The sequence below is a fragment of the Blautia sp. BIOML-A1 genome (assembly GCF_009883055.1).
Taxonomy (GTDB): domain Bacteria; phylum Bacillota; class Clostridia; order Lachnospirales; family Lachnospiraceae; genus Blautia_A.
In genome coordinates this window covers 1-24,469 of sequence record NZ_WWVR01000022.1, presented here as the reverse complement: position 1 = coordinate 24,469, position 24,469 = coordinate 1, and the positions used below count along the sequence as shown (strand labels likewise).

General features: G+C 43.4%; 25 protein-coding genes and 1 pseudogene. 18 read left to right on the top strand and 8 right to left on the bottom strand.

The annotated features are described in order from the left end of the window. Positions 1-7: 7 nt before the first annotated feature. The 6 genes from nusG (at position 8) to GT674_RS17650 (ending at position 4,722) form a co-directional block, all read left to right on the top strand. The gene (nusG, locus tag GT674_RS10785) at positions 8-523 is read left to right on the top strand and encodes a transcription termination/antitermination protein NusG (protein ID WP_161285696.1); all 516 of its coding nucleotides are present in this window, start codon (positions 8-10) and stop codon (positions 521-523) included. Positions 524-580: 57 nt separating this feature from the next. After that, on the top strand, positions 581-1,006 hold the full coding sequence (gene rplK / locus GT674_RS10780; protein WP_015540664.1) for a 50S ribosomal protein L11: 426 nt from the start codon (positions 581-583) through the stop codon (positions 1,004-1,006). 62 nt (positions 1,007-1,068) lie between these two features. Further along, a complete protein-coding gene (rplA, locus tag GT674_RS10775) occupies positions 1,069-1,761 on the top strand; it encodes a 50S ribosomal protein L1 (RefSeq protein ID WP_161285695.1) in 693 nt (230 codons plus the stop codon). Positions 1,762-2,173: 412 nt separating this feature from the next. Then, on the top strand, positions 2,174-3,136 hold the full coding sequence (locus GT674_RS10770) for a D-alanyl-D-alanine carboxypeptidase family protein (protein ID WP_243149102.1): 963 nt from the start codon (positions 2,174-2,176) through the stop codon (positions 3,134-3,136). 26 nt (positions 3,137-3,162) lie between these two features. Continuing rightward, positions 3,163-3,990, top strand: a complete 828-nt coding sequence (locus tag GT674_RS10765; RefSeq protein WP_161285694.1) for a transglutaminase-like domain-containing protein — start codon at positions 3,163-3,165, stop codon at positions 3,988-3,990. Between the two features lie 78 nt (positions 3,991-4,068). Next, positions 4,069-4,722 carry a transglutaminase domain-containing protein gene (locus GT674_RS17650; protein ID WP_161285693.1) on the top strand — a complete coding sequence of 218 codons (654 nt, stop codon included), beginning with the start codon at positions 4,069-4,071 and terminating at the stop codon, positions 4,720-4,722. A gap of 63 nt (positions 4,723-4,785) precedes the next feature. On the opposite strand, the gene GT674_RS10755 is transcribed toward GT674_RS17650, so the two are convergent. From GT674_RS10755 to GT674_RS10745, 3 genes are all read right to left on the bottom strand, one after another. Then, complete coding sequence (locus GT674_RS10755; protein WP_161285692.1) at positions 4,786-5,331, bottom strand: NADH peroxidase; 546 nt, start codon at positions 5,329-5,331, stop codon at positions 4,786-4,788. A 58-nt stretch (positions 5,332-5,389) separates the two neighbouring features. Then, complete coding sequence (locus GT674_RS10750; protein ID WP_161285691.1) at positions 5,390-5,785, bottom strand: Fur family transcriptional regulator; 396 nt, start codon at positions 5,783-5,785, stop codon at positions 5,390-5,392. Positions 5,786-5,852: 67 nt separating this feature from the next. Continuing rightward, positions 5,853-6,395: an NADH peroxidase gene (locus tag GT674_RS10745; RefSeq protein ID WP_161285690.1), complete on the bottom strand. Its 543-nt coding sequence runs from the start codon at positions 6,393-6,395 to the stop codon at positions 5,853-5,855. Positions 6,396-6,762: 367 nt separating this feature from the next. On the opposite strand from GT674_RS10745, the gene GT674_RS10740 reads away from it, so the two are divergent. The 7 genes from GT674_RS10740 to GT674_RS10710 all read left to right on the top strand — a co-directional run bounded on the left by GT674_RS10740 (position 6,763) and on the right by GT674_RS10710 (position 15,644). Then, on the top strand, positions 6,763-7,455 hold the full coding sequence (locus GT674_RS10740) for a response regulator transcription factor (RefSeq protein ID WP_161285689.1): 693 nt from the start codon (positions 6,763-6,765) through the stop codon (positions 7,453-7,455). Positions 7,456-7,501: 46 nt separating this feature from the next. Next, the gene (locus tag GT674_RS10735; RefSeq protein ID WP_161285688.1) at positions 7,502-10,081 is read left to right on the top strand and encodes a sensor histidine kinase; all 2,580 of its coding nucleotides are present in this window, start codon (positions 7,502-7,504) and stop codon (positions 10,079-10,081) included. Positions 10,082-11,200: 1,119 nt separating this feature from the next. Then, positions 11,201-13,159 (top strand): methionine--tRNA ligase, encoded by a 1,959-nt coding sequence (gene metG, locus GT674_RS10730; RefSeq protein ID WP_161285687.1) that lies wholly within the window; start codon positions 11,201-11,203, stop codon positions 13,157-13,159. Between the two features lie 196 nt (positions 13,160-13,355). Continuing rightward, positions 13,356-13,841 carry a cyclic pyranopterin monophosphate synthase MoaC gene (gene moaC / locus GT674_RS10725; protein ID WP_161285686.1) on the top strand — a complete coding sequence of 162 codons (486 nt, stop codon included), beginning with the start codon at positions 13,356-13,358 and terminating at the stop codon, positions 13,839-13,841. A 14-nt stretch (positions 13,842-13,855) separates the two neighbouring features. Beyond that, positions 13,856-14,347 carry a MogA/MoaB family molybdenum cofactor biosynthesis protein gene (locus GT674_RS10720; RefSeq protein WP_161285685.1) on the top strand — a complete coding sequence of 164 codons (492 nt, stop codon included), beginning with the start codon at positions 13,856-13,858 and terminating at the stop codon, positions 14,345-14,347. 76 nt (positions 14,348-14,423) lie between these two features. Further along, positions 14,424-14,855, top strand: a complete 432-nt coding sequence (locus GT674_RS10715; RefSeq protein WP_161285684.1) for an MOSC domain-containing protein — start codon at positions 14,424-14,426, stop codon at positions 14,853-14,855. Positions 14,856-14,870: 15 nt separating this feature from the next. Continuing rightward, positions 14,871-15,644 carry a TatD family hydrolase gene (locus GT674_RS10710; RefSeq protein ID WP_192926018.1) on the top strand — a complete coding sequence of 258 codons (774 nt, stop codon included), beginning with the start codon at positions 14,871-14,873 and terminating at the stop codon, positions 15,642-15,644. A 90-nt stretch (positions 15,645-15,734) separates the two neighbouring features. Here the strand turns inward: GT674_RS10710 and GT674_RS10705 are convergent, their stop codons facing one another. Beyond that, positions 15,735-17,276, bottom strand: a complete 1,542-nt coding sequence (locus tag GT674_RS10705; RefSeq protein ID WP_161285682.1) for a CapA family protein — start codon at positions 17,274-17,276, stop codon at positions 15,735-15,737. Between the two features lie 131 nt (positions 17,277-17,407). Between GT674_RS10705 and GT674_RS10700 the strand changes: the two genes are divergently transcribed. Continuing rightward, the gene (locus GT674_RS10700) at positions 17,408-17,854 is read left to right on the top strand and encodes a MarR family winged helix-turn-helix transcriptional regulator (RefSeq protein WP_161285681.1); all 447 of its coding nucleotides are present in this window, start codon (positions 17,408-17,410) and stop codon (positions 17,852-17,854) included. 49 nt (positions 17,855-17,903) lie between these two features. Here GT674_RS10700 and GT674_RS10695 read toward each other — a convergent pair whose 3' ends face one another. Further along, a complete protein-coding gene (locus tag GT674_RS10695; RefSeq protein ID WP_243149101.1) occupies positions 17,904-19,667 on the bottom strand; it encodes a DUF885 domain-containing protein in 1,764 nt (587 codons plus the stop codon). 98 nt (positions 19,668-19,765) lie between these two features. Here GT674_RS10695 and trxB point away from each other — a divergent pair, with 98 nt between their 5' ends. Together trxB and GT674_RS10685 are read left to right on the top strand one after the other, a co-directional pair. After that, positions 19,766-20,683 (top strand): thioredoxin-disulfide reductase, encoded by a 918-nt coding sequence (gene trxB, locus GT674_RS10690; RefSeq protein ID WP_161285680.1) that lies wholly within the window; start codon positions 19,766-19,768, stop codon positions 20,681-20,683. Beyond that, a pseudogene (locus GT674_RS10685) lies at positions 20,682-20,953 on the top strand (TrpB-like pyridoxal phosphate-dependent enzyme); the annotation flags it as partial. The gene trxB and the pseudogene GT674_RS10685, both read left to right, overlap by 2 nt. Before the next feature lie 90 nt (positions 20,954-21,043). Here GT674_RS10685 and GT674_RS10680 read toward each other — a convergent pair. Next, positions 21,044-21,685: a YczE/YyaS/YitT family protein gene (locus GT674_RS10680; protein ID WP_161285679.1), complete on the bottom strand. Its 642-nt coding sequence runs from the start codon at positions 21,683-21,685 to the stop codon at positions 21,044-21,046. A 241-nt stretch (positions 21,686-21,926) separates the two neighbouring features. Here GT674_RS10680 and GT674_RS10675 point away from each other — a divergent pair, with 241 nt between their 5' ends. Both GT674_RS10675 and GT674_RS10670 read left to right on the top strand, forming a co-directional pair. Next, a complete protein-coding gene (locus tag GT674_RS10675; RefSeq protein WP_161285678.1) occupies positions 21,927-22,826 on the top strand; it encodes a hypothetical protein in 900 nt (299 codons plus the stop codon). A 54-nt stretch (positions 22,827-22,880) separates the two neighbouring features. After that, positions 22,881-23,318 (top strand): hypothetical protein, encoded by a 438-nt coding sequence (locus GT674_RS10670; protein ID WP_161285677.1) that lies wholly within the window; start codon positions 22,881-22,883, stop codon positions 23,316-23,318. A gap of 58 nt (positions 23,319-23,376) precedes the next feature. Here GT674_RS10670 and GT674_RS17790 read toward each other — a convergent pair whose 3' ends face one another. Then, the gene (locus tag GT674_RS17790) at positions 23,377-23,550 is read right to left on the bottom strand and encodes a peptidoglycan-binding domain-containing protein (RefSeq protein WP_161285676.1); all 174 of its coding nucleotides are present in this window, start codon (positions 23,548-23,550) and stop codon (positions 23,377-23,379) included. Positions 23,551-23,775: 225 nt separating this feature from the next. Then, positions 23,776-24,469 (bottom strand): IS256 family transposase (locus GT674_RS10660; protein WP_161285675.1); only part of this gene is annotated, 694 nt, incomplete at its 5' end.

Here is a 24,469-nt window from a genome sequence, read left to right as displayed (position 1 = left end):
TGATTGTATGTCAGAAGCAAAATGGTATGTTGTTCATACTTATTCAGGGTATGAAAACAAGGTAAAAGCCAACATTGAAAAAACAATCGAAAACAGACACCTGGAAGACCAGATTCTGGAAGTTCGTGTTCCTCTGCAGGATGTAGTGGAAATGCGAAATGGTGCTGCAAAGCAGGTCCAGAAAAAAATGTTTCCGGGCTATGTGCTTCTCAACATGGTCATGAATGATGATACCTGGTATGTTGTTCGTAACACCAGAGGTGTTACAGGTTTCGTAGGACCGGGATCCAAACCGGTTCCGCTTACAGAAGAAGAAATGCTTCCGTTAGGAATCAAGAACGAAGACATTCAGGTAGATTTTGCAGAGGGTGACATGGTTGTCGTAACAGGCGGAGCCTGGAAGGACACCACAGGCGTTATTTCTGCGCTCAGCACTCAGAAGCAGACGGTTACTATCAATGTTGAATTGTTTGGCCGCGAAACGCCGGTAGAAATAAGTTTCGCAGATATTAAGAAAGCGTAAACACATTCAAGTGGGAGGGAACAACCCCCGCCAATACCACATAGGAGGTGCCGAAAAATGGCAAAAAAAGTAACAGGCTATATTAAATTACAGATTCCTGCTGGTAAAGCAACTCCAGCACCACCGGTTGGTCCTGCTCTTGGACAGCACGGTGTAAACATTGTACAGTTCACAAAAGAGTTTAATGCAAGAACAGCAGATCAGGGAGATCTTATCATCCCGGTTGTTATCACTGTTTATGCAGACAGAAGTTTCAGCTTCATAACCAAAACTCCGCCGGCAGCAGTTCTTCTTAAGAAAGCAGCTAACATCAAATCCGGTTCCGGCGTACCGAACAAAACAAAAGTTGCAAAAGTAACAAAAGCTCAGGTTCAGGAAATCGCTGAACTGAAAATGAAAGATCTGAATGCAGCATCCCTTGAAGCAGCTATGAGCATGATCGCTGGTACTGCTAGAAGCATGGGAATCGAAGTCGTAGACTGAGAAATTACAAATTGAAGTGAGTGGGAGGGAAATTCCCGCAATTACCACAGGAGGTTATAGAAATGAAACGAGGAAAGAAATACGTGGAAGCTGCTAAAGCAGTAGACCGCGCAACATTATATGATACCGCTGAAGCTATCAGCCTTGTAAAAAAATCAGCAGTTGCTAAATTTGATGAAACTATCGAAGCTCATATCCGTACAGGCTGCGATGGACGTCATGCAGACCAGCAGATTCGTGGTGCAGTAGTTCTGCCACACGGAACTGGTAAAAAGGTTCGCGTTCTTGTATTTGCTAAAGATGCAAAAGCAGAAGAAGCAAAAGCAGCTGGAGCAGATTACGTAGGCGCTGATGATCTCATTCCGAGAATTCAGAATGAAGGATGGCTTGATTTCGACGTTGTTGTTGCTACACCAGACATGATGGGTGTTGTAGGACGTCTTGGTCGTGTACTTGGACCAAAAGGTCTTATGCCGAACCCGAAAGCTGGAACAGTAACTATGGACGTTACAAAAGCAATCAATGATATTAAAGCAGGTAAGATTGAATATCGTCTTGACAAAACCAATATCATCCATGTTCCGATCGGTAAAGCTTCCTTTACTGAGGAACAGTTAAGCGACAACTTCCAGACGCTCATGGAGGCTATTGTAAAGGCTAGACCAAGCACACTTAAAGGACAGTACTTAAGAAGCGTTGTTCTGACCCCAACTATGGGACCTGGTGTAAAGGTTAACCCGGTAAAATTTGCCTAAATATATGAAAGAAGGACATCCCGTGCATGAGCACAGGGGTGTCTTTTTTCAGTTTATAACATATTTTCAAAAATAAAATCATTGCTGTCCGTTTCAGCTATGCCTGAGGCTGCCAAAAATCTTAATATATAATTAAATGTATTTTACGGTATTCTGTGATATTATGATAGAATGTAACTATTCAGAAGGTAGTATCCCGCGAGGCGTTTTGGCATGTTTTTTGCCAAAATCCCGAGACATACAAGGCAAAATGCCATCACCGAAGGTGATTTGGAATGCATTTTGACTCGTAACTGTGAGGGTACTGAACAGTTATGATAGAATGATATCTAGGTGATCTGGAATGCATGTTTACTTGTAACAGTGAGGATGCGGAACAGTTACGATATAGTTTGGAAATGAGGGAATAGTTTTGGCTGGAAAAAAGAAAAAGAATTCCTGGAGAAACAGGATTATCTGTCTGGTGGCAGAGATACTTGCTGTGATTGCTCTGCTTCTGGTGCTTTCGCAGAACTTTGGTTTTGGATATCAGATCACAGTCTGGGTGAATCAGCTTATAAAGCCGGCAGTTAAGGAACTGGATATTACCGGAATTAACAGCTCCTATGCGGTTCTTATGCAGGCCGGGAGCGGCAGGGTTGTCGGAGATATAAATGGAGAAACACCGATGTATCCGGCTTCTATGACAAAGATTATGACAACGATTGTAGCAATCGAGAATCTCAGTGACCTGAACCAGGAGATTACTGTAACAAATGATATGATAGCAAATCTTTATGCACAGGATGCCACACAGGCTGGATTTCAGCCAGGTGAAACAGTGCAGGCGATCGATCTTCTCTATGGTGTGATGCTGCCATCAGGAGCAGACTGCTGTATTGCACTGGCAGATACAATTGCGGGATCTGAAGAGGGATTTGTGGAGCTGATGAACCAGAAGGCAGAGAAACTGGGGCTTGAAAATACACATTTCTGTAATACAACAGGTCTTCATGCAGATGATCATTACAGTACGGCAAAAGACATCGCAGAGCTTCTGCGCTATGCACTTAAGAACAGTACTTTCCGTGAGATCATCGAAAGTCCGTATCATTCTACACCTGGAACGAATGTACATCCGGATGGGATTACCTTTTACAGTACAATGTTCAAGAATCTGTCAGATACAACTGTGATCGATGGCAAGATCATGGGTGGCAAGACCGGATTTACCAGTGAGGCCGGCTGCTGTCTGGCAAGCTTTGCTGAGATCGATGATATAGAATATATCCTGGTGACAGCAGGTGCGTATCAGGCGGGAACGCCGCATATAGATGATGCAGTAAAACTATACAATCGCCTTGGAGAGGCTTCCTCGGTATTGTATGGAAGATAAACAAATTAAGGGAGGACATGGACACCATGAAAAAAATGAAAAAGATCCTGATACTGTTTCTCTGTGCGATGCTTGTAACCGCACCGGTATTTACAGAAACAGCATCCGCAGCAGCAAAAACAGCTTCATCAGAGGCGAAGAAGACTTCGTCAGTAGCAAAAAAGAAAAAGACACAGATCAAAGGCTGGTACAGATGTTCAAATGGCAAAAAAAGATATTTTAAAGATGGAAAGTATCTCACAGGCTGCCATAAGCTTGGAAAATATGTCTATCTGTTTGATCGCTATGGTGTCAAACAGCAGAAAAACACAACTTACAAAGGCGTTCGGTACTTTATAGATGACCGTGAACACGTAACAGGCTGGAGAAAGGGTTCCACTTTCTATTATAATAACGGGAAACGTATGTCAAAGAATAAAGCCTTAGATTGCAGAGCGTATCAGAATGCAAGAGATGTAATAAACAGAGTCACCAATAAGAGAATGTCCAAAAGCCAGAAACTGGAGGCCTGTTTCCGCTGGGTTATGAGTAAGTACTATTTTACCTGGAGACGGTTTGATCAGGGAGGATCCATGTGGTATGCCGTGCAGGCAAATGATCACTTTGAGCGTGGCTGTGGTGACTGTATTGCGGATGCTTCTGCATTTGCATATCTTGCAAAAGCACTTGGATATAAAAACGTCTATATCTGTGCAGATGGATCGAGAAGAGACGATAATTCTCACGCATGGACAGAAATTAACGGACGAGTATATGATCCGCTTTTTGCAGAAGCCAAAAGCTACAGCAGAAACTATGGTGTCAGATATGGAGTGTATACTTTGTCTCCGGTCACAAGAAAAAAACTTGCCTGAACAATAAATATATAAAGAAGCAAGTCTGTTAAAGATTGAGAAGGTCAGGAAATAGAATTGCAAGAGGATAAGATTAAAGTGAGAAAATTAAAGAAATTGTTGATAGCAGTTATGTGCATGCTTCTGGCAGTTTTACCTGCAATGACGGTAACGGTAAGTGCTGGCAGCACAACGGGAAAGTCATCAAAAGGATGGGTTATCACATCTGATGGTCAGAGGAAATACCGGAAAAATAGTAAAGCTGTAAAGGACTGCCGTTACAGGGCACCGAATAGTAAGAAACTCAGTTCGGGTCAAAGGAGTGACCTTAGAGCGTATCAGAGAGCACGTCGGATTGTAAACGGAATCACAAATTCGCATATGAGTAAGTCTGAAAAACTGAAAGTCTGTTATAAGTGGCTCATTCGATCAAATGGATATGGCGGCTGGCGCAGGCTCAGTGATGGAGGAAATTACTGGTATGCGATAAATGCGAATGATCTTTTTGACCACAGACGAGGTGATTGTATTTCCTATGCGTGTGCAATGGCATATATGGCAAAAGTGATAGGATACAATAATGTCAATGTGTGTTCAAGAGACACAAGGGCAAGAAACCATCACACATGGACAGAAATCAACGGACGTGTCTATGATTCCTACTTTGGAAAGAGAAGAGGAATAAAAAAATATTACGGAATATCATATAAAAAATATGATTATAAAGTGGTTTTTCGTAAAAGAATCCCATGAGAAGAATAAAAAGATAAGGGAGCGGATAAATCCGCTCCCTTTGTAATCCCCGAAGATATATTCTTATTCTCCGAAGTATCTCTTAAGCAGACCAGCGAATGCTTTGCCGTGTCTTGCTTCATCTCTTGCCATTTCATGTACAGTGTCATGGATAGCGTCAAGGTCAGCTGCTTTGGCACGTTTAGCCAGGTCAAATTTACCAGCAGTAGCACCGTTCTCAGCTTCTACACGCATTTCAAGGTTTTTCTTTGTGCTGTCAGTAACAACTTCGCCAAGAAGTTCAGCGAATTTTGCAGCATGCTCAGCTTCTTCATAAGCTGCTTTCTCCCAGTAGAGACCGATCTCCGGATATCCTTCTCTGTGAGCAACTCTGGCCATAGCAAGATACATACCTACCTCAGAGCATTCACCCTGGAAGTTAGCTCTCAGATCTTCAAGAATGTCTTCGCTGACACCTTTAGCAACACCAACAACGTGCTCAGCAGCCCATGTCATCTCAGCGTCCTGTTTGATAAATTTGGAAGCAGGAGCCTTGCAAACCGGACATACCTCCGGAGCTTCATCACCTTCATGAACATATCCACATACACTACATACCCATTTTGCCATAATCGTATTCTCCTTTATCATTTACTCGATGGTAACTGTTATCTGAGAACAGTTACGTTTATTTTTCAGATTGTTTCAGGCAGTCCTCGCAGAGACCGAAGAAACGAACATTGCAGCCGGTAATCCTGCCGGCGAAGTTCCTGCCTGCGTGATGGATCACATCATCAAATCCATCAGTTTCCAGATCCTGTACACAGCCACATTCCGTACACATAAAGTGGCTGTGCGGTTCGGTATTTCCATCAAAGTGATCAGCACCGCCGAAATTCGACAATTTCCTGATCTCGCCGATATCAGATAACAGGGAAAGATTGCGGTAAACAGTTCCCAGACTGATATTGGGATAAATAATCTTCATATTGTCATAGACAACATCTGCTGTCGGGTGATCCCTGCGGGTCATGAGAAACTCTTTGATAGATTCTCTCTGACGGCTATATTTTAATCCAGCCATTGGAAACTCCTTTCTTTGATAGTATAGACAGTATTCCGTAATCTTTACCTGCCAATAAATTCATATATTAACCGAAATATCTCTTAAGCAGACCAGCGAATGCTTTGCCGTGTCTTGCCTCGTCTCTTGCCATCTCATGTACAGTATCATGGATAGCGTCAAGGTTAGCTGCTTTGGCACGTTTAGCCAGGTCAAATTTACCGGCAGTAGCACCGTTCTCAGCTTCTACACGCATCTCGAGGTTTTTCTTTGTGCTGTCAGTAACAACTTCACCGAGAAGTTCGGCGAAGTTTGCAGCATGCTCAGCTTCTTCGTAAGCTGCTTTCTCCCAGTAGAGACCGATCTCCGGATATCCTTCTCTGTGAGCAACTCTTGCCATAGCAAGATACATACCTACCTCAGAGCATTCGCCCTGGAAGTTAGCTCTCAGATCTTCAAGAATGTCTTCGCTGACACCCTTGGCAACACCAACAACGTGCTCAGCAGCCCATGTCATCTCAGCGTCCTGTTTAATAAATTTGGAAGCAGGAGCCTTGCAAACCGGACAGACCTCCGGAGCTTCATCACCTTCATGAACATATCCACATACACTACATACCCATTTTGCCATAGTCTTAATCTCCTTTTCTCACTTAGATTGATTTTTATTTAATAATAGTAATTGTTATTAGTTTCTTGCTGTGACTATAATGTACCATAATGATATAGAAATGTCAATAGGGAATTTTGCTTTTTTCAGACAATAGCAAAAAAACACTGTTTCTGTTACAATAAGGAAATGAGACAGCGAAAAAATGATTTTGGCAAAGAACATGCCAAAACACCTCGCGGGATACTATCTTCTGAGTAATTAAGAAAATCTTAATATTTTACCCCATGGATATTAATTCTTGGCAGATATAGTAAATGCAAGGTTACGGCAGATGGTTTACCGTGGCCAAAGTGAGCAGTAAACAAAAATACAGGAGGCAGGGGAAATGGCAGAGATACTGGTATGTGATGACGATAAGGATATTGTGGAGGCGATAGAAATCTATCTGGCACAGGAAGGGCATCACATTCTCAAAGCATACGACGGTGAGCAGGCGATCCGGGTTCTGCAGAATAATCCGGTGGATCTTCTGATCATCGATGTGATGATGCCGAAGCTGGACGGAATCCGGGCAACATTGAAGATTCGTGAAAAAAACGCTCTTCCTATTATAATTTTATCAGCGAAATCCGAAGATACAGATAAGATCCTCGGATTAAATGTCGGGGCAGATGATTATGTGACGAAACCTTTTAACCCACTGGAGCTGATGGCAAGGGTCAAATCACAGCTTCGAAGATACACACAGCTTGGTGCGGTGGCAGAAAAAAGAGAAAATATTTATCAGACCGGCGGGCTCATGATTGATGATGACCGCAAAGAAGTCAGTGTGGATGGAGATGTGGTTAAACTCACACCAATCGAATACAGGATTCTTCTTTTTCTGGTCAGAAATCAGGGCAGAGTTTTTTCTATCAATCAGATTTACGAAAGTATCTGGGAAGAGGAAGCAATCGCGGCGGATAATACCGTAGCGGTCCATATCCGCCACATCAGAGAAAAAATTGAGATCAATCCGAAGGAACCACGTTATCTTAAGGTTGTGTGGGGACTTGGGTATAAAGTGGAAAAGATTTAAAATTTCACAGAAACCTGTGGAAAACATGGAAAGGAAATGGGGTAAAATGAAGAAAAAATGGTACAAAAAAAGCGGAATAAAAGCATTTTTTATCTGTCTGACAATAGTGTTTCTGGTGACAGCCTGCGTCAGTGCAGGAGCATCTGTATATGTCATGAGCAAGGGAGTTCAGCCATTGGACAGCAGAAAATATGTGGATTCGGAGAGTTTTACAGACAGTGTTTACAGTATGTCACATACAATTCTGGAATCACTGAAAGAGCGGGAAATTCTCGATGAAAGCAGCGAGGATGACCTGATCGATCTGGCGGAGCTGAAAGAAGGAAAAACGCTCACTCACAAAAATACCTCCGGTCTTGCATATAAGGCAGAGGATCTACTTAGCTGGTCTCAGGGTGCCTGGGATCAAAGCACAAATCTTCTGGTATGCAGAAAACCAGATGGAAGCAACTATTATATGTATTACAGTGATTTCGCGGATAAGATCATTACCGGAGAACTGAAGCTGGTGTTTGGCAGTGATGCTGAAATGAACCAGGAATACACAAAAGATGTACTTTCTATGCTTTCAGGGGAAGAATATTCGTATTATGATAGTTCTTATAGTGATACAGGAATCCGAAGAGATTCAGTAGAATATGTTGCAGATGCAGATGGAAATATCGCATATACAAATGTCTGGAATTATGAATCCAGAGAATATAATGACGCTGCACTGGTAGAAAAATACAAACCGGATGGAGCGGACAGCATTCTTGATATTGTGAATGACAGCACTAAATGGAAGGGTGATATCAGTACAGCATATCAGTATTTATATGCGGCTCTTGTGAAATATAACAATGCAGCAGATGCAGAGAAGAGTCTGGAAACATATGCACAGGGCAAAACAAATCTCAGTTATCTGTTTGTAGATAAAAAGTCTGGTAAAGTATACAGCAATATAAAATCAGTTACTGCTGACAACTATGAAAAGATCCTTGATAAAAAAATGAGAAATTCACTTGATCCGTATATGATCATATATCCAGAGGAACAGGACTGTGAGACGGGATTTACAGGTATTACTGACCAGGCAGTGAACTACTGGCAGACCATGATCGCAAATGTCGGACTGGCAGATTCGGATTATGTCTATGCTGTTTCTGTAGATGAGGATTTTTCTGTATTAGATCGCATAGCACAGGAAAAAATATACTACGACAAATTTGCACCGCTGCTTATTCCGATGATTGTTATTGCGGCAGTGGCTCTTGTTCTGGTGCTGGCAGGTCTGGTGATTCTGACGCTTGCAGCAGGTCGAAACAATGAAGATCAGGAAGTACATCTGAATTTCTTTGACAGATGGTATACAGAAATTGCTGCATTTCTGGTATTTGGAATCTGGATCTATGGAGTTGCAATCATGATGCAGGTGATGGGTTCAGGCGATATGCGCATGGCAGGCTATCTGGTCGGAATAGGAATCCTGGGAATCTGGAGCGGTGCGTGGTTCCTTACGGGATGGCTTAGCTTGGTACGCCGTATCAAGGCAGGATCAATCTGGCGTGACAGCGTACTCAGATATATCTTACTTTTTATCAGAAAGATTTTTTCAAAATTTGCAGATATGATTGTTTTTCTGAGTAATAATACGGTCAGCAGAATAAAGACGATCGTGGCATTTGGCATATTTGTATTTTTACTGTTTATGTCTACCGGACTTTTTGTTGGTGCAGATATTCCGTTTTTCCTTCTGATATTTGTGGTGACCTGCTGGGTGGTTCTTTATTATCTGCTTAAGAAAGCATGGGGAAGAGAACAGATTCAGGATGGCCTGAAAAAAATTACCGACGGAGATCTTCAGTATAAGATTCCAACAGAAAAGCTTTCCGGCGAGCAGAAGATGATGGCAGATTATATCAATCATATCGGGGAGGGTCTGGATGCTGCAGTAGAGAACAGCCTCAAAAACGAGCGTATGAAGACAGAACTGATCACAAATGTCTCCCACGATATCAAAACCCCGCTGACTTCGATCATAAATTACATCGATCTTCTCAAACGGGAAAACCCTGAGGATCCTAAGATCAGAGGATATCTGGATGTTTTGGAGAATAAAGCACAGCGTCTTAAAGTACTGACAGAAGACGTCGTAGAAGCTTCCAAGGCAAGTACAGGAAATATCTCTCTGGAAATGACAGAACTCAATTTTGTCGAACTTGTAAACCAGGTGATCGGAGAATTTGAAGAAAAATTTGAAGAAAGAAACCTGAAGATGGTGATCCATTTCGATGAAGAAGAAGTAATCATCTGTGCAGACGGACGCAGACTCTGGAGAGTCCTCGAAAATGTTTTCGGAAACGTATCAAAATACGCAATGGAAAATACAAGAGTTTACGTTGATGTCAAAGTTGAACGACCAAACGTGCAGCTTTCCCTCAAAAACATCTCTGCACAGCCACTGAACATCTCCGCAGACGAGCTCACAGAAAGATTCATCCGTGGCGATGTCTCCCGAAATACCGAGGGCAGCGGTCTGGGGCTGTCGATCGCCAAAGATCTCGTTCAGCTGCAGGGAGGAGAATTTAAGCTGTATCTTGACGGAGATCTGTTCAAAGTAACCATAGAATTTGAGGTGAAATAGGAAATAAAATAACGTGAATTAAATGTATAGTAAAATGTAGATACGATATGAATTCACATGTCTGTGATATATGAAATACCCTTCCAGACAGGCTTCGTCGTTCGGAAGTTCTAGAGATATTCCTGACTGTTAAAGACGCTCATAAAAATCGTTAACTCGTTTCACTCGAACAAAACGATTTTTATAAGCAACACAGCCAGATCATATCTAAGAACTTCCAGAACTCCTGCAGAAAGTCTGAAAGGGCGGCGCAGCCGCCGGTATGCGGCCACGGCCCGTCAGGGCCCGGGCCGCACCATCACCCTAATGATTTAAAATGGGTAGAGTGAAAAGTCCTGTATATGGATAACAGACAGTGAGTGTATCGATATAACAACTCTCTGCAGGATTTGTGCAAGTTCTTAATGGTTTGGAACTGCGTTATAAATAAAAATTGTGTTGTCTGAGCGTCAGCGAGTTCACAATTTTTATTTATGCTTCTAGCAGTGACAAAGCATTTTAGGACTTACCAAATCCGAAGCCCTGTTGCCTGGGGCATATATTCATCCAGCTGCGATGATATATACGATGGTTTTATTTTTCTATTGTTTTCTCATTTACAAACATCCACAAATATGCTACTATTTTGAAAGGAGCGAAATTATAGTTTTCGCAGAATATAAGCAAACTCAACGAACAAGAGAGTACATTTGCTGACCACATTACAGAGAATTCCCCGAAGGAAATCTTAGATTTCCGTGGCTGAGAGGGAAGTGCAGGTGCAGATGGAAGATGGCTTGGGAGAGGTGCAGTCGAGATGAGTATTGATGCCGGTCAAACTATACGGCATACTGGAATGGAGATTTCAGTTACTGTTCAGACTGCAACAGGACCGCCTGTTACAGCGGAAGGGTATCAGGACAGCGACAGATCATCACAGAAATGATTGGAATGTCAGACTGGAATCGCACCCGATGAGGTTTCTGACCGCGAGGCAGGAACGAACAGAAGTGGTAACACGGGCAGGACTCGTCTTCTCTATGAGAAGGGGTCTTTTTTTATACCCAAGGACTGCGGGAGCAGCGTGCTGCACAGCAATCCGTTGAGTATTATTAAATTTCAGATTCAGGAGGAGATAAAATGGACAAGCAGAAGTATTATATTACAACCGCGATCGCTTACACATCCGGTAAACCACATATCGGAAACACTTACGAAGTCGTGCTGGCAGATGCAATCGCACGCTATAAAAGACAGGAAGGCTACGATGTATTTTTCCAGACAGGAACTGACGAGCATGGCCAGAAGATCGAACTTAAAGCAGAAGAAGCAGGAATTACACCGAAGGAATTCGTAGATAATGTATCCGGCGAGATCAAGAAAATCTGGGATCTGATGAATACATCCTATGATAAATTCATCCGTACTACAGATGCTGACCACGAAAAACAGGTTCAGAAAATATTCAAGAAAATGTACGCAAAAGGAGACATCTACAAGGGACATTATGAAGGAATGTACTGTACACCTTGTGAATCCTTCTTCACAGAATCACAGCTTGTAGACGGCAAATGTCCGGACTGCGGACGCCCATGCGTTCCTGCAAAAGAAGAAGCATACTTCTTCAAAATGAGCAAATATGCAGACCGTCTGATCGAGCATATCAAAACACATCCGGATTTCATTCAGCCGGAATCTCGTAAGAACGAAATGATGAACAACTTCCTTCTCCCGGGACTTCAGGATCTCTGCGTATCCAGAACCTCCTTCAAATGGGGAATTCCGGTAGATTTCGATCCGAAACACGTTGTTTATGTATGGCTGGATGCCCTGACAAACTATATCACAGGAATCGGTTATGACTGTGAGGGTGAAAGCTCTGAACAGTTCAACAAACTGTGGCCGGCAGACCTTCACCTGATCGGTAAAGACATCATCCGTTTCCATACTATTTACTGGCCAATCTTCCTGATGTCACTGGATCTGCCGCTTCCGAAACAGGTATTCGGACATCCGTGGCTGCTTCAGGGTGATGGCAAGATGAGTAAATCCAAAGGAAATGTTCTCTATGCAGATGAACTCGTAGATTTCTTCGGTGTAGATGCTGTCCGTTACTTCGTACTTCACGAAATGCCGTTCGAAAACGATGGTGTTATCACATGGGAACTGATGGTAGAAAGACTGAACTCCGAGCTTGCAAATACACTTGGAAACCTTGTAAACCGTACAATTTCCATGTCAAATAAATATTTCGGCGGACTTGTAGAGAATAAAGGTGTTGTTGAGCCGGTTGACGATGACCTCAAATCCTTTGTACTGGCCGTTCCGGGCAAAGTTGCAGAGAAGATGAGCAAACTGCGTGTTGCAGATGCAATGACAGAAGTATTTACCCTGTTCAAGCGTCTGAATAAATATATTGATGAGACAATGCCATGGGCACTTGCAAAAGACGAGGCAAAGAAAGATCGTCTGGCAACAGTTCTCTACAACCTGGTTGAGGGAATCGCGATGGGAGCAACTCTTCTGGAATCCTTCATGCCGGAGACAACAGAACGTATTCTTGCACAGTTAAATGCAGAAAAACGTACTCTGGAAGACCTTAAGACATTTGGACTGTATCCGTCAGGAAACAAGGTCACAGAGAAACCGGAGATTCTTTTTGCACGTCTTGATCTCAAGGAAGTACTTGCCAAAGTAGAAGAACTTCATCCGAAAAAAGAAGAGCCTGCAGAGGAAGTAAAAGAAGAAAACGTGATCGATATTGAAGCAAAATCAGAGATCACCTTTGACGATTTTGAGAAACTTCAGTTCCAGGTTGGTGAGATCATTGCCTGTGAAGAAGTTAAGAAATCCCGTAAACTTCTCTGCTCTCAGGTTAAGATTGGAAGCCAGGTGCGTCAGATTGTATCCGGAATCAAAGCTCATTACAGTGCGGAAGAAATGGTAGGAAAGAAGGTTATGGTTGTTACCAACCTCAAACCTGCCAAACTTGCAGGAATCCTCAGTGAAGGAATGATTCTCTGTGCGGAAGATGCAGATGGAAACCTGTCCCTTATGGTACCGGAAAAAGAAATGCCGGCAGGAGCAGAAATCTGCTGATCTGGCTGACTAAAATTGTGAAACAGATTATTCGGTTATAAATAAGACTGAGAACTCCAGGAATCATGATACGATTTCCTGGAGTTTTTTGACAGAAAAAGCCGGCTTTCTTGACGGAACTTCGGGGGATTTGTATACTATAGTTATAGCTTAAACAGAATTCTGTAAATCAATGACAGAAAGGGCAGCAAAAAATATGGAAAAGGGTTTTACACATTTTGACCAGAATGGAAATGCAGTCATGGTCGATGTTTCCGGGAAACAGGTCACATACAGGACAGCTCTGGCAACAGGGTATATTTCGGTAGGACCGGAGATCATGGAAGCAGTAACGGCAGGAAATGTAAAGAAGGGCGATGTTCTCGGAGTAGCAAGAGTAGCGGGAATCATGGGAGTCAAAAAAACTTCCGAGCTGATTCCGATGTGCCATCCGCTTCCGATACAGAAATGTTCTGTTGATTATGAACTGGATCAGGAAAAAAATCAGATCCATGTCTTCTGTACGGTAAAAACAGAGGGAAAAACAGGTGTGGAAATGGAGGCCCTCACAGGGGTTCAGGTAACTCTTCTGACAATCTATGATATGTGCAAGGCAATTGATAAACATATGGTTATGTCAGAGGTTCATCTGGTCGAAAAAACAGGAGGAAAAAGCGGAGATTTCCGTTTTGAGAACAGATAGAAAGGAAGGAAGAAATGAAACGAGTAGCGATCATCACATCCAGTGATACAGGATACCGCGGCGAGAGAGAAGACTTAAGCGGACCTGTGATTAAGGAAATCGTAGAACGTGAGGGATATGAAGTGGTATCTATGGATATCCTTCCGGATGATCAGGTAATGCTTGCAGGCAAAATGCAGGAAATCGCAGATAAAGAGTTTGCAGAGCTGATCCTGACAACAGGAGGAACAGGTTTCTCAGAAAGAGATGTCACTCCGGAGGCGACAGAAGAAGTAATCGAGCGCAGAGTTCCGGGAATTCCGGAGGCAATGCGGGCATACAGCATGACGATCACAAAAAGAGCCATGCTCAGCCGTGCGACGGCAGGTATTCGAGGAAAGACACTGATCATCAATCTTCCGGGAAGTCCGAAGGCAGTCAGAGAAAGCCTGGACTATATCATCGATGCTCTGGGACATGGGATTGAGATCCTGACAGGGGAAGCAGGAAACTGTGCACGGAAATAAGAGGAAAATACCGGGGTAATTGGTATTTTGGTCAGATTACGATGAACAGCAATATACAAAACAGGAGGTTTTTACAATGGGGAAAGTAATTGCAGTATGTATCAGCAAAGAAAAAGGAACACAGAAATATCGTATACCGGAAGGAGAGTTCATAGAAGAATGGGGACTCAGAGATGATGCACATGCAGGAAAATGGCATCGTCAGGTCAGCCTGTTATCTTATGATAAGATCCAGGAGTTTCGTGCAAGAGGTGCGGAAGTTGAGGATGGAGCCTTTGGGGAAAATCTGGTAGTGGAAGGTTTTGATTTTGCAAACCTTCCGGTAGGAACCAGATTCCGCTGCAACGATGTGGTTCTTGAGATGACGCAGATCGGAAAGAAATGCCACCAGGGCTGTGCAATCTTCCAGAAGATGGGTGACTGCATCATGCCGAGAGAGGGCGTTTTTACGAGGGTACTCCATGGAGGAATCATCCATGAAGGTGACGAGTTGATAATCGAGGAGTAGTGAATGGAAACGCATATGATTTTTGAAACACATGCTCATTATGATGATGAAGCGTTTGAGGCAGATCGGAAGGAAATTCTGAACTCCATGCAGGAATATGGGATTGGCAGGATTGTTAATGCCTGTGCTTCAATAGAAAGTCTGAAGAACACAGAGCTTCTTATGGAGAAATATCCGTTTGTTTACGGAGCATTTGGAATTCATCCGGATGATGCAGACAAGATGACACAGGAGACTCTCGATGAGATCCGAAAGCTTTGTCAGCTTCCGAAGGCAGTGGCTGTCGGAGAGATTGGGCTTGATTATTACTGGCACAAGGAAGAAGCAGAGCATGAGCTTCAGAAGAAAATGTTTCGTGCGCAGATGGAGATTGCAAGGGAAGAAAAAATGCCGTTTATGATCCACAGCAGGGAGGCCGCAAAGGACACTCTGGACATTGTGAAAGATTATGTGCGAGGCGGAATGTATGGTGGGATCATCCATTGTTTTTCCTATGCAAAGGAAATGGCACGGGAGTATCTGGATATGGGACTTTATCTGGGAATTGGCGGTGTGATCACATTCAAGAATGCGAAGAAGCTGAAGGAAGTTGTGGACTATGCTCCGCTCAGTCAGATCGTTCTGGAGACAGACAGTCCGTACTTAAGTCCGGAGCCGAATCGAGGGAAACGAAATGACTCACGAAATCTGATATTTGTGGCACGGGAGATTGCACAGATCAAGGGAATAACAGAAGAAGAGGTTATTGCCGTAACAGAAGAGAATGCAGAGAAGTTGCTGCTGAGATAAAAATACCCCGGAAAATGACAAATCTGTTTGCTGGTCAGACAGTGTCGTTTTTCGGGGTATTATATTTGGGATGAATCATCTTATGGATGATCAATAATCCTCATCATAGGAGTCATCATAGGAGTCGTCATATGAATCGTCATAGGAGTCATCATAAGAGTCGTCGTATGAATCGTCATAGGAAGAATCATCATAAGAAGAATCATCATAGGATCCATCATCGGAACTGTCAGAAGAATCGTCCGAGCTGTCGCTGCCGGAGGAATTTCCCTGTCCCGCAAGATAGTCTTCTGCGCTGACAGACCAGGTATCCTCTACGACATTTCCATTAGAATCGATCATATTGAGTTCGTAGTCAAAGGATACATCAAGGAGATCTGTTCTGGTAGATGGTTCAACATTCATGGACATAATCTCTTTGAACTTGGCCTGAAGGTTTGCAAGGGTAAATTCATCGCCGATGATTTCTTTGACGCCGTGCTGGGAGGCAAGCTCCTCAGTGTAATCTTCAAGCATATATGGGTTAAAGACGCCCTCATCTTTGTTGTAGTGCATGACCATTGGCTTGACGGTCGGATCAAGGATGTCGATGGTGGTCACACCGTTTTTGACAGATTTCTGAATGGTGAAGCTTGCCATTCCCTCCAGAAGTCCGGTAAGAGTCTGCTGGGTGGAAACAAAGTTTCCAAGGGAATAGAAGATCAGCATATTATGTCCCTGGTCATCAGACATACGACCATATGGCTGGAGAATGTGCGGATGACCGCCGATCACAACATCAACGCCCTGCTGCATGAGGAAAGTCGCCCATTCTTTCTCATATTCGGTAGGCATAGCTTCTTCTTCCTTACCCCAGTGTGCAACAAAGATCAGCACATCACTGCTGGCCTTGGCTTTCTGGATCATGCTGGAAACTTTGGCCTTATCAAAGAGATCGATCATATATTCCTTGCCTTCACCGGCACCACCGTTGTTGGTTCCGTATGTATAATCCAGGAAGGAAATCTTGATTCCGTTTACTTCAAGTGTTTTGACGTTATTGGCATCTTCCTCTGTAGGATGAATGCCGAGAACCGGAATGTCCGGATAGTTAGTACTCCAGAAGTTAAAGGTTTCTTCCATGAAATCAGAGCCGTAATCATCGATGTGGTTGGTTGCGGATTCAATGACATCGAAGCCTGCTTTGATCAGAGCATCTCCGACTTCGGTAGGTGTGGCGAAAGACGGATAGGAGCTGACAGCATCGTGTTCTGTGGTAAAGACAGTTTCCTGATCTACCATTGCGACATCCGCTGCCTGGATCTCATCCGTGACCTTTTCGTAGATCTTGTCGTAGTTCCAGGTTCCGGAATCATTCTCGCCGGACTCGATGAGGCTTCCATGATAGAGATTATCACCGACAGCGATAACGCTTGCTGTGGAAATCTCTGGTTTTTCAGCCGCCTTTTTGGCAGCCGCCTTCTTTTCTTCGGCGGCTTTCTGTGCTTCTATTTTGGGTTTCTCGATTAAGTTGTAATCAAGCTGCCGGAATGCAATGACAAGCAGTACCAGCAGGATAATGGAACAGGTAAGACCAATACGGGAATTCATCTGTTCTCTTAGATTTAATGGTATATTCTTATTTTTTTTCATAACTGGATTCCTTTCATTTTTTCATTATAGCAAATAAAAACCAGTAAAAAAAGAGATTGTTAAAAAAATTACTTTGTGTTTCAAAATGCTTTACGTTATAATAAAAAACAAAGAGGGAGAGGAGAAGGCTGATGAACTCATACGAAACTGTAAATGATGTTCTGGTAAAACTGTTTAATGAGATTATGGATGTGGAAGAACGTGCACTGATCACATCAGAATACAAAGATATTTCCGTGAATGATATGCATGTCATAGAGGCGATCGGAATTCGGGAACCCAAGAATATGTCCACGGTGGCACGTGCAGTTTCTGTGACAGTGGGAACTCTGACGATCGCGATTAACCATCTGGTCAAGAAAGGGTATGTAGAACGTAGCCGAAGTGAAGAGGATCGAAGGGTCGTGCTGGTATCTCTTTCTGAGAAGGGTGAAAAGGCATATTTTCATCACAGAATGTTCCATGAGAAGATGGTCATGGAGATTCTGGACGGTATGGATGAGAAAGAAACAGAAGTGCTTACAGGGGCGCTGACAAAGCTTCAGAAATTTTTCCGCACTTACGGAAATGAAAAATAAAACGAGAGCAGACATATCAGACAGAGGATATGCCTGCTCTTTTGTCATTCTATTGCATATATTTTTCCAGAACTGGAAACTGCACCGGGCCGATTGTCAGAACCTTGCGGTGAAATTCCCGGACATCGAAGGAGCTGCCGGATTTTTCCTGCTGTTTCTTTTTCAGATCAAGGAAGTTCAGATAACCGAGATAATATTTAAGATAGTTACAGGGAGTTTCAACAATATACTGATAGATCTCACTGGCGATCTTTGTATCCCGGATTCCGAAGACCTGCAGAAATCGTAAAGCAGCGGTCTGATTCCAACCCTGATAATGAATGCCCGTATCAAGCAGAGAATAGATACAGAGATTGATACAGCGGTTTTTCCACATCAGGGCGGTGAGGTCGGAAGCCGCTTTGTCTGTGAGAAGAGAAGCAGCATACTGATATCCGTAGGATTCGACATAAGTTGCCCAGCCTTCGACATAGCCGCCGGAAGTGATCAGGTAGCGGATATCAGCAGGCTGTGTCCTTCCGAAAAAAACAGTCTGATACAGGTGCCCCGGAAATCCTTCGTGAGAAAGAGTTGTAAAAAGCTCCAGGTTGGAGTGGCTGTTGGCACGGTTGATATAAATTACATTGGGACTGCCTGTATCAAGCGGTGGGGTAAGATAAAATGCCGGACTCAGGAAATCTTCCATGGATTTGTGGACATAGCGGACTTCATAATCAGTGGTACTAAGCAGTGGAAAATCCTTCTGCATAGCTCGCCCCAGATACTGAAGGGCAGATTTTGGCTTAAAATCATTGAACTCAACACCCTTTGTCAGTTTTGGGAGAAGTGAAGGCTGTTCCTTCAGCATCTTCTGAACGGTGTCCATATCCTCGGAAAGCTGAGCGGCAAGACGCTGCTGGATTTTTTCCACAGAAAGATAACATCCGGTCTGAGACTGCAGAAGATAGCGGTAATATTCAGTTCCTCCTTCAAAATGCTTTAGCCCGCGGCTTGTGCTGCCACTGTTTTTGAGTTCGCTTAATCCGGTCATCAGCTCCTGATAAGCGGGGATGACACCGGTGAGCAGGATTTTTTTGTGACAGTTGATTAGTTTTGTCTGTTCCTTTTTGGAAAACCTGCCATAGGATGTAAGTTTCCGGGAAAAAACATCCAGCATGTAATTGTTCTCGGGATCTTTGATGAAGGCACTGCACTGCTCCAGAATACGGTTGAGAGTTGTATCACTCATAAAATATCCTGCTTCGGATTTTTGGCGTTCATAGGCGAGGAGACTCTGAAAATATGGTTTTATGGAGGTCAGAAGATTCAGGTAATCCGCAATATCCTGATCTTCATAAAAAGCATATTCTGCCAGAAGGACAGGCAGCTGTGCCTGGATGCCAAGACTGGGGCTTAAGGGTTCGTCCAGAAGAGGATAATCTCTGGATGAGAGCTGTGTCTGATAATAAAGGAGCAGCATATCCCGGGTGATCTGATTTTCGCGATTCAGTCGGGAGGCGGAAAAGCCTTTCAGCTTCTGAAGATATTGTTCATATTTCTGATATGTACGGTCCATGTCGGCAGAAATTGTTCCGAGAGCGGGAGAAGGGCGGGAAATTTGTTTCTTTTCAGGATAGGCAAGAGAGTAATGGAGGGTCAGCATACTTCCGGAAACCTCTTCCTGAAAGATGTTATCGGTCAGGGATCTGAATGCATTGTCATCAGAGATTACATGACCGGAGATCCAGCCCATAAAAAGTCCGAAGAGCAGGACAAAACTCAGAAAAAGTGCAATCATGAGCGGAGAACGGGGTCTGCGAAGAGAAAATTTCATAGAGGCCTCTCAAAAGAAAGGTTTTTACTATCTTATTGGAAAACGCAGGATTGTATGCTAAACTGAGTGGCAGGAGTTAAGAAAGAGAGGTCGATTTGATGGAAGAAATATATGATCTTGTAATTTTGGGTGCAGGTCCGGCAGGGATCTGTGCAGCAATCTATGCGACAAGAGGTAAACTGAATACTCTGTGGCTTGAGAAAAAATTCGTACAGGGCGGACAGATCGTAGATACTTATGAGGTGGACAACTATCCGGGACTTCCGGGAATCACAGGGCTGGACCTTGGAGAGGCTATGGTAAAGCATGCAGAAAAACTCGGAATCAGTCCGAAAAGGGAGCCTGTTCTCTCTATAGAAGATGAGGGTGAGATCAAGGTGATCCGCACAAAGAAAAATCATTACAGAACGAAGAGTGTGATCCTTGCCTGTGGTGCGGTGCATCGTCAGCTTGGGATTCCGGGAGAGGAAGAGCTGAGCGGAATGGGTGTGTCCTACTGTGCAACCTGTGATGGAGCTTTTTTCCAGGGAGGAACGGTCGCAGTTGTCGGCGGCGGAAATGTGGCTGTCGAGGATGCGATTCTTCTTTCCAGAACCTGCAGAAAAGTGTATCTTGTTCACAGAAGAGGAGAACTTCGGGCGGATAAGGTGCTTCAGGACCGGCTGTTCAGATGCCCTAACGTGGAAATGGTCTGGGACAATGTGCCGGTTTCTATCGAAGGAACGGAAAAGGTAGAAAGCTTAAAAGTCCGCAATGTCAGAACCGATGAAGAAAAAACGATCGCCGTTGACGGAGTTTTTATTGCAGTTGGCATTCTCCCGAATACAGAGAAATTTAAAAATCTGGTGGCTCTGGACGAGGGAGGATATATCATTGCAGGAGAAGACTGTGTAACAAGTACACCGGGCATTTTTGCAGCAGGAGATATCAGGACCAAACAGCTTCGTCAGGTTGTAACAGCGGTTGCTGACGGTGCAAATGCGGTGATATCGGCAGAAAAATATTGTGATGTTTGAACAGACTTCTGTTTTTGAGGCGGCTCAGATGTTTCCCGCGTGGAAGGAATTCTTCCGGCGCCTGAAAGCGCTCATGCGATCCGGGCAGCTCTGGATGAAGCAATGAAATGTAAAGAGACTGGAGAAGAAAAGACTATTGTGTTTGGACTTACCGGAACAGGATATTTTGATATGTTTGCTTATGGAAGATATAATGATGGAGAAATGAGTGATTATATTCCCACAGATGCAGAACTCCAGGCTGGATTTGATGGAATTCCAAAAATTTAAATCGTAAGATTGCTTCTGTGGGAGTCCCGCAGTAAGTAAAATAAAAACCCGTACCCGGCAGCCGTGACAACATGGCAGCCGGGTATGAGTTTAATTTCTGATTATTTTTTTGCAGAAGCGTTGGGAATATGGCATAAAGATCTGTGCGACAGGACCTACGATAAAGGCACAGATAATAGTTCCCAGTCCAAAGGTTCCTCCAAGCAGAAAACCTGCGATCACAAAGAAGCAGTCTGTCAGGATGCGCACGATACCGAAAGGTTTGTGACTTTTGTCGCTGATGACAATGGCAACCAGATCATTGGGACCTGTTCCCGCTTCCGATTTGATCACTATGGTCATGCCAAGAGCAAGGATGATACATCCTGCTACAAGGACGATGATGCGCACTGCTATGGGCAGAGAACTGTTGATACAGTCTCCAAGCAGGACGGTAAAAAGATCAATAATAGGTCCGCCAAGAAACATACAGATGATCGTTCCAATTCGTATGTAGCTTCGGTCAATGAAAAGCAGCACCATAATGATCAGAAAACAGATCATCATGTGAGTTCGTCCGTGGGTCCAGTTAAGAGCTGCCGGCCATGGGACACTGCGGAAGATTCCCTGCACAAGGACATTAAAGGGGTCAGTTCCCAGATTTGCCTGAATAAAAAAAGTTACACCCAGGTGAGCAACAGACAGACCGAAAACCAATAAGATAATTTGGTTGATTTTTTGTTTTGGCGTCATAATGTGTAGTTCCTTTTTCTTTATCTTATCAATATTTTATCATATCGGACAAGCTTATAAAAGCAGAATATCAGGAAGGTAAGTTTTACAAAATATGAATTTGCAGGTATAAAATAAAAATAAATAAAAAAGAAAAAAAGGAAATTATTCCAATAAGAGACATGATTTTGACAGTTTCTGCAAAATGGATAAGTTAAAGGCGTATAATGAAAGAAAAATATTATGTCAGGAGGAAGAGAAAATGAACTACAAGAAATTGACAGCAGTATTTATGGCATTGGGAATAGCAGCAACGTGTTTTTCCGGATGCGGACTGACAGAGGGGAATGGAGGAACATCTGCTTCGGAACCGACCAAGGCGGCGGCCACAGCAGCACCGAAGGATACAGCTACGCCAACTCCAAAAGCCACAGCAGCACCAAAACCTACGAAAGCAGCTGCGCAGACAGGCTCAGGGTCTCAGTCCGGCAATACAGGAAACACATCTTCAGAAGCGGAAAAAGAAATTACATATATAAACGGAGTTTTAACAGATTCCGATGAGGACAGTGTAACAATCGAGTATGGATCTGACGGGGATTTTAATCAGACAACTTTTGATATCAGTAATGCGGATATTCAGATAGGCGAAAACAAGAAACAGGGGGGACCTTTAGCGGCAAATCTGAATCTTAAAATTGGATATTATGTGGAGAATGGAGATTACATTGCTGTTTCTGTATATGGAGACGGAAGTGAAAGTATGACCCCAAGCTGGGTTTATAATTATGAAATGAAGTCCGTCAGCGGAAATGTAAGATATAACGATGACTCTACCATGACAATAGAGACAGGCTCTGATGGAGATTTCTATGAAATGACTTTTGACATCAGCAGTGCAGAGCTGGATATTCAGGTAGATGAAGTGATCGGAGTCAGTGGTCTTAGAACAAGCCTTAATGTAGATGTAAATTATTATGTGAAAGATGGAGTGAACATTGCTACTTATGTATACAGCGATGGGACAGAATATTTTTCACCCAGTCAGCTGTATAATATGGAACAGAGAAATACCCAGGCAGAAGAGGATACGCAGGAGTATGAAGAATCCGGGGATGCAGATTATATAGACGAGGAAGAGGAAACTTCTGAGGATTATTAACAGGGAGGGCAGAATCAAAGGAAAATCATCATTTACAACAGGGGAAAGAGAAAAATGAGATACAAAAGAATGACAGCAGGATTCATAATGCTTGGGATATTGCTGGCAGGTCTTCCGGGATGTGGACAGTCCCCGAATAATAAAGAGACCTCCTCTTCTGAGAGCAGTGCTGCCGACGAACCAGAATCGGAAATCATATATATAAACGGAGTCCTTACAGAATCTGATGAGGACAGCGTAATGATGGAATATGGTTCGGAAGGCAATTTTACACAGACTACCTTTGATATCAGCAATGCCGATATTCAGATAGGAGAAAGCCGGAAACAAGGCGGACCACTGGCAGCGAATCTGAAACTGGAAATTGGATATTATGTGAAAGACGGAAAGTACATTGCTGTTTCTGTATACGGAGATGGAAGCGAAAGTATGACGCCCAGCTGGATTTATAATCATGAACAGCAGACTATGAAGGGAAAAACAGAGGAATAAAACAGATATTAAAAAGGAGCTGCTGCATATGCAGCGACTCCTTTTGAGAAACAGAAAATCAGACACCTGCAAGTCTGGCAAAAGTGTCACGGCCTGCAATTCCGTCAGCAGATAACCCCTGAGAAGTCTGGAATTTAATAACTCCCTGTTTTGTAGAAGGTCCAAAAGAACTGTCAATTCCACTGTTCAGTGTTATATTATGTGCGTAAAGGCCAATTTGTAATACACCCACATAGAGATTATTAGCTCCTTCAGAAAGTACATGGGCGGCGCAGGCATTAGATGTGGAGAGCGTTTCAAGTTTTGTGTAAACAGAAAAAACTGATATAAGATATGTCATTAGTTATCGAGGACAGAACCTGTTTTTCAGGGTTCTGTCCTTGTTTGTATTATAATACAGTTTTAGGGCATGTCAAGCAGGACTGGCTGTGCCAGCCCTGCCTAGCATGCATTCTGCTTATAACCTTTCCAATCTTTCTTCGAAGAAAATTTCCAGCTGAGAATGGATCTGTCCCCAATCCTGACGGTGTCCCGTCCATTTCTTGGTGATATCTATCATGGCCAGATACAGCATTTTCAAGAGACTGTCATCAGATGGAAATACCGTCTTGGATTTGGTGACTTTCCGGAGCTGGCGGTTAAATCCTTCAATCGTATTCGTGGTATAGATCAGACGTCTGACAGCTTCCGGATACTTAAAATATGTTGAAAGATTTGCCCAGTTATCTTTCCATGACTTTGCAATCTTAGGGTATTTCCCACTCCATTTTTCGTCAAAGCTGTCCAGTTCTGCCAATGCAACTTCTTCTGTAGGAGCTGCATATACACGCTTCAGATCTGCCATAAGTGGTTTGATCTCTTTGTAAGAAACAAATTTCGTGGTATTCCTGATCTGATGGATTATGCACTGCTGGATCTCGGTCTGGGGAAATACTGCTTCAATTGCCTGTGGAAAACCGGTCAGTCCATCCACACACGCAATCAATATATCTTCTACACCCCGGTTTTTCAGGCCATTCAGGATGGAGAGCCAGAACTTGGCACTTTCATTTTGACCAACATACATTCCGAGGACATCCTTACGTCCTTCCATATCAATCCCAATCGCAATGTAAACAGCACGTTTTACAATCCGCCCCTCATTACGGGCA

What these genes read in the sequence shown, in the direction of transcription:
- nusG (WP_161285696.1), top strand. Translation starts at nt 8, where the DNA reads ATGTCAGAAGCAAAATGGTATGTTGTTCATACTTATTCAGGGTATGAA.
- rplK (WP_015540664.1), top strand. Translation starts at nt 581, where the DNA reads ATGGCAAAAAAAGTAACAGGCTATATTAAATTACAGATTCCTGCTGGT.
- rplA (WP_161285695.1), top strand. Translation starts at nt 1,069, where the DNA reads ATGAAACGAGGAAAGAAATACGTGGAAGCTGCTAAAGCAGTAGACCGC.
- GT674_RS10765 (WP_161285694.1), top strand. Translation starts at nt 3,163, where the DNA reads ATGAAAAAAATGAAAAAGATCCTGATACTGTTTCTCTGTGCGATGCTT.
- GT674_RS10755 (WP_161285692.1), bottom strand. Translation starts at nt 5,331, where the DNA reads ATGGCAAAATGGGTATGTAGTGTATGTGGATATGTTCATGAAGGTGAT.
- GT674_RS10750 (WP_161285691.1), bottom strand. Translation starts at nt 5,785, where the DNA reads ATGGCTGGATTAAAATATAGCCGTCAGAGAGAATCTATCAAAGAGTTT.
- GT674_RS10745 (WP_161285690.1), bottom strand. Translation starts at nt 6,395, where the DNA reads ATGGCAAAATGGGTATGTAGTGTATGTGGATATGTTCATGAAGGTGAT.
- GT674_RS10740 (WP_161285689.1), top strand. Translation starts at nt 6,763, where the DNA reads ATGGCAGAGATACTGGTATGTGATGACGATAAGGATATTGTGGAGGCG.
- GT674_RS10735 (WP_161285688.1), top strand. Translation starts at nt 7,502, where the DNA reads ATGAAGAAAAAATGGTACAAAAAAAGCGGAATAAAAGCATTTTTTATC.
- metG (WP_161285687.1), top strand. Translation starts at nt 11,201, where the DNA reads ATGGACAAGCAGAAGTATTATATTACAACCGCGATCGCTTACACATCC.
- moaC (WP_161285686.1), top strand. Translation starts at nt 13,356, where the DNA reads ATGGAAAAGGGTTTTACACATTTTGACCAGAATGGAAATGCAGTCATG.
- GT674_RS10720 (WP_161285685.1), top strand. Translation starts at nt 13,856, where the DNA reads ATGAAACGAGTAGCGATCATCACATCCAGTGATACAGGATACCGCGGC.
- GT674_RS10715 (WP_161285684.1), top strand. Translation starts at nt 14,424, where the DNA reads ATGGGGAAAGTAATTGCAGTATGTATCAGCAAAGAAAAAGGAACACAG.
- GT674_RS10710 (WP_192926018.1), top strand. Translation starts at nt 14,871, where the DNA reads ATGATTTTTGAAACACATGCTCATTATGATGATGAAGCGTTTGAGGCA.
- GT674_RS10705 (WP_161285682.1), bottom strand. Translation starts at nt 17,276, where the DNA reads ATGAAAAAAAATAAGAATATACCATTAAATCTAAGAGAACAGATGAAT.
- GT674_RS10700 (WP_161285681.1), top strand. Translation starts at nt 17,408, where the DNA reads ATGAACTCATACGAAACTGTAAATGATGTTCTGGTAAAACTGTTTAAT.
- GT674_RS10695 (WP_243149101.1), bottom strand. Translation starts at nt 19,667, where the DNA reads ATGAAATTTTCTCTTCGCAGACCCCGTTCTCCGCTCATGATTGCACTT.
- trxB (WP_161285680.1), top strand. Translation starts at nt 19,766, where the DNA reads ATGGAAGAAATATATGATCTTGTAATTTTGGGTGCAGGTCCGGCAGGG.
- GT674_RS10680 (WP_161285679.1), bottom strand. Translation starts at nt 21,685, where the DNA reads ATGACGCCAAAACAAAAAATCAACCAAATTATCTTATTGGTTTTCGGT.
- GT674_RS10675 (WP_161285678.1), top strand. Translation starts at nt 21,927, where the DNA reads ATGAACTACAAGAAATTGACAGCAGTATTTATGGCATTGGGAATAGCA.
- GT674_RS10670 (WP_161285677.1), top strand. Translation starts at nt 22,881, where the DNA reads ATGAGATACAAAAGAATGACAGCAGGATTCATAATGCTTGGGATATTG.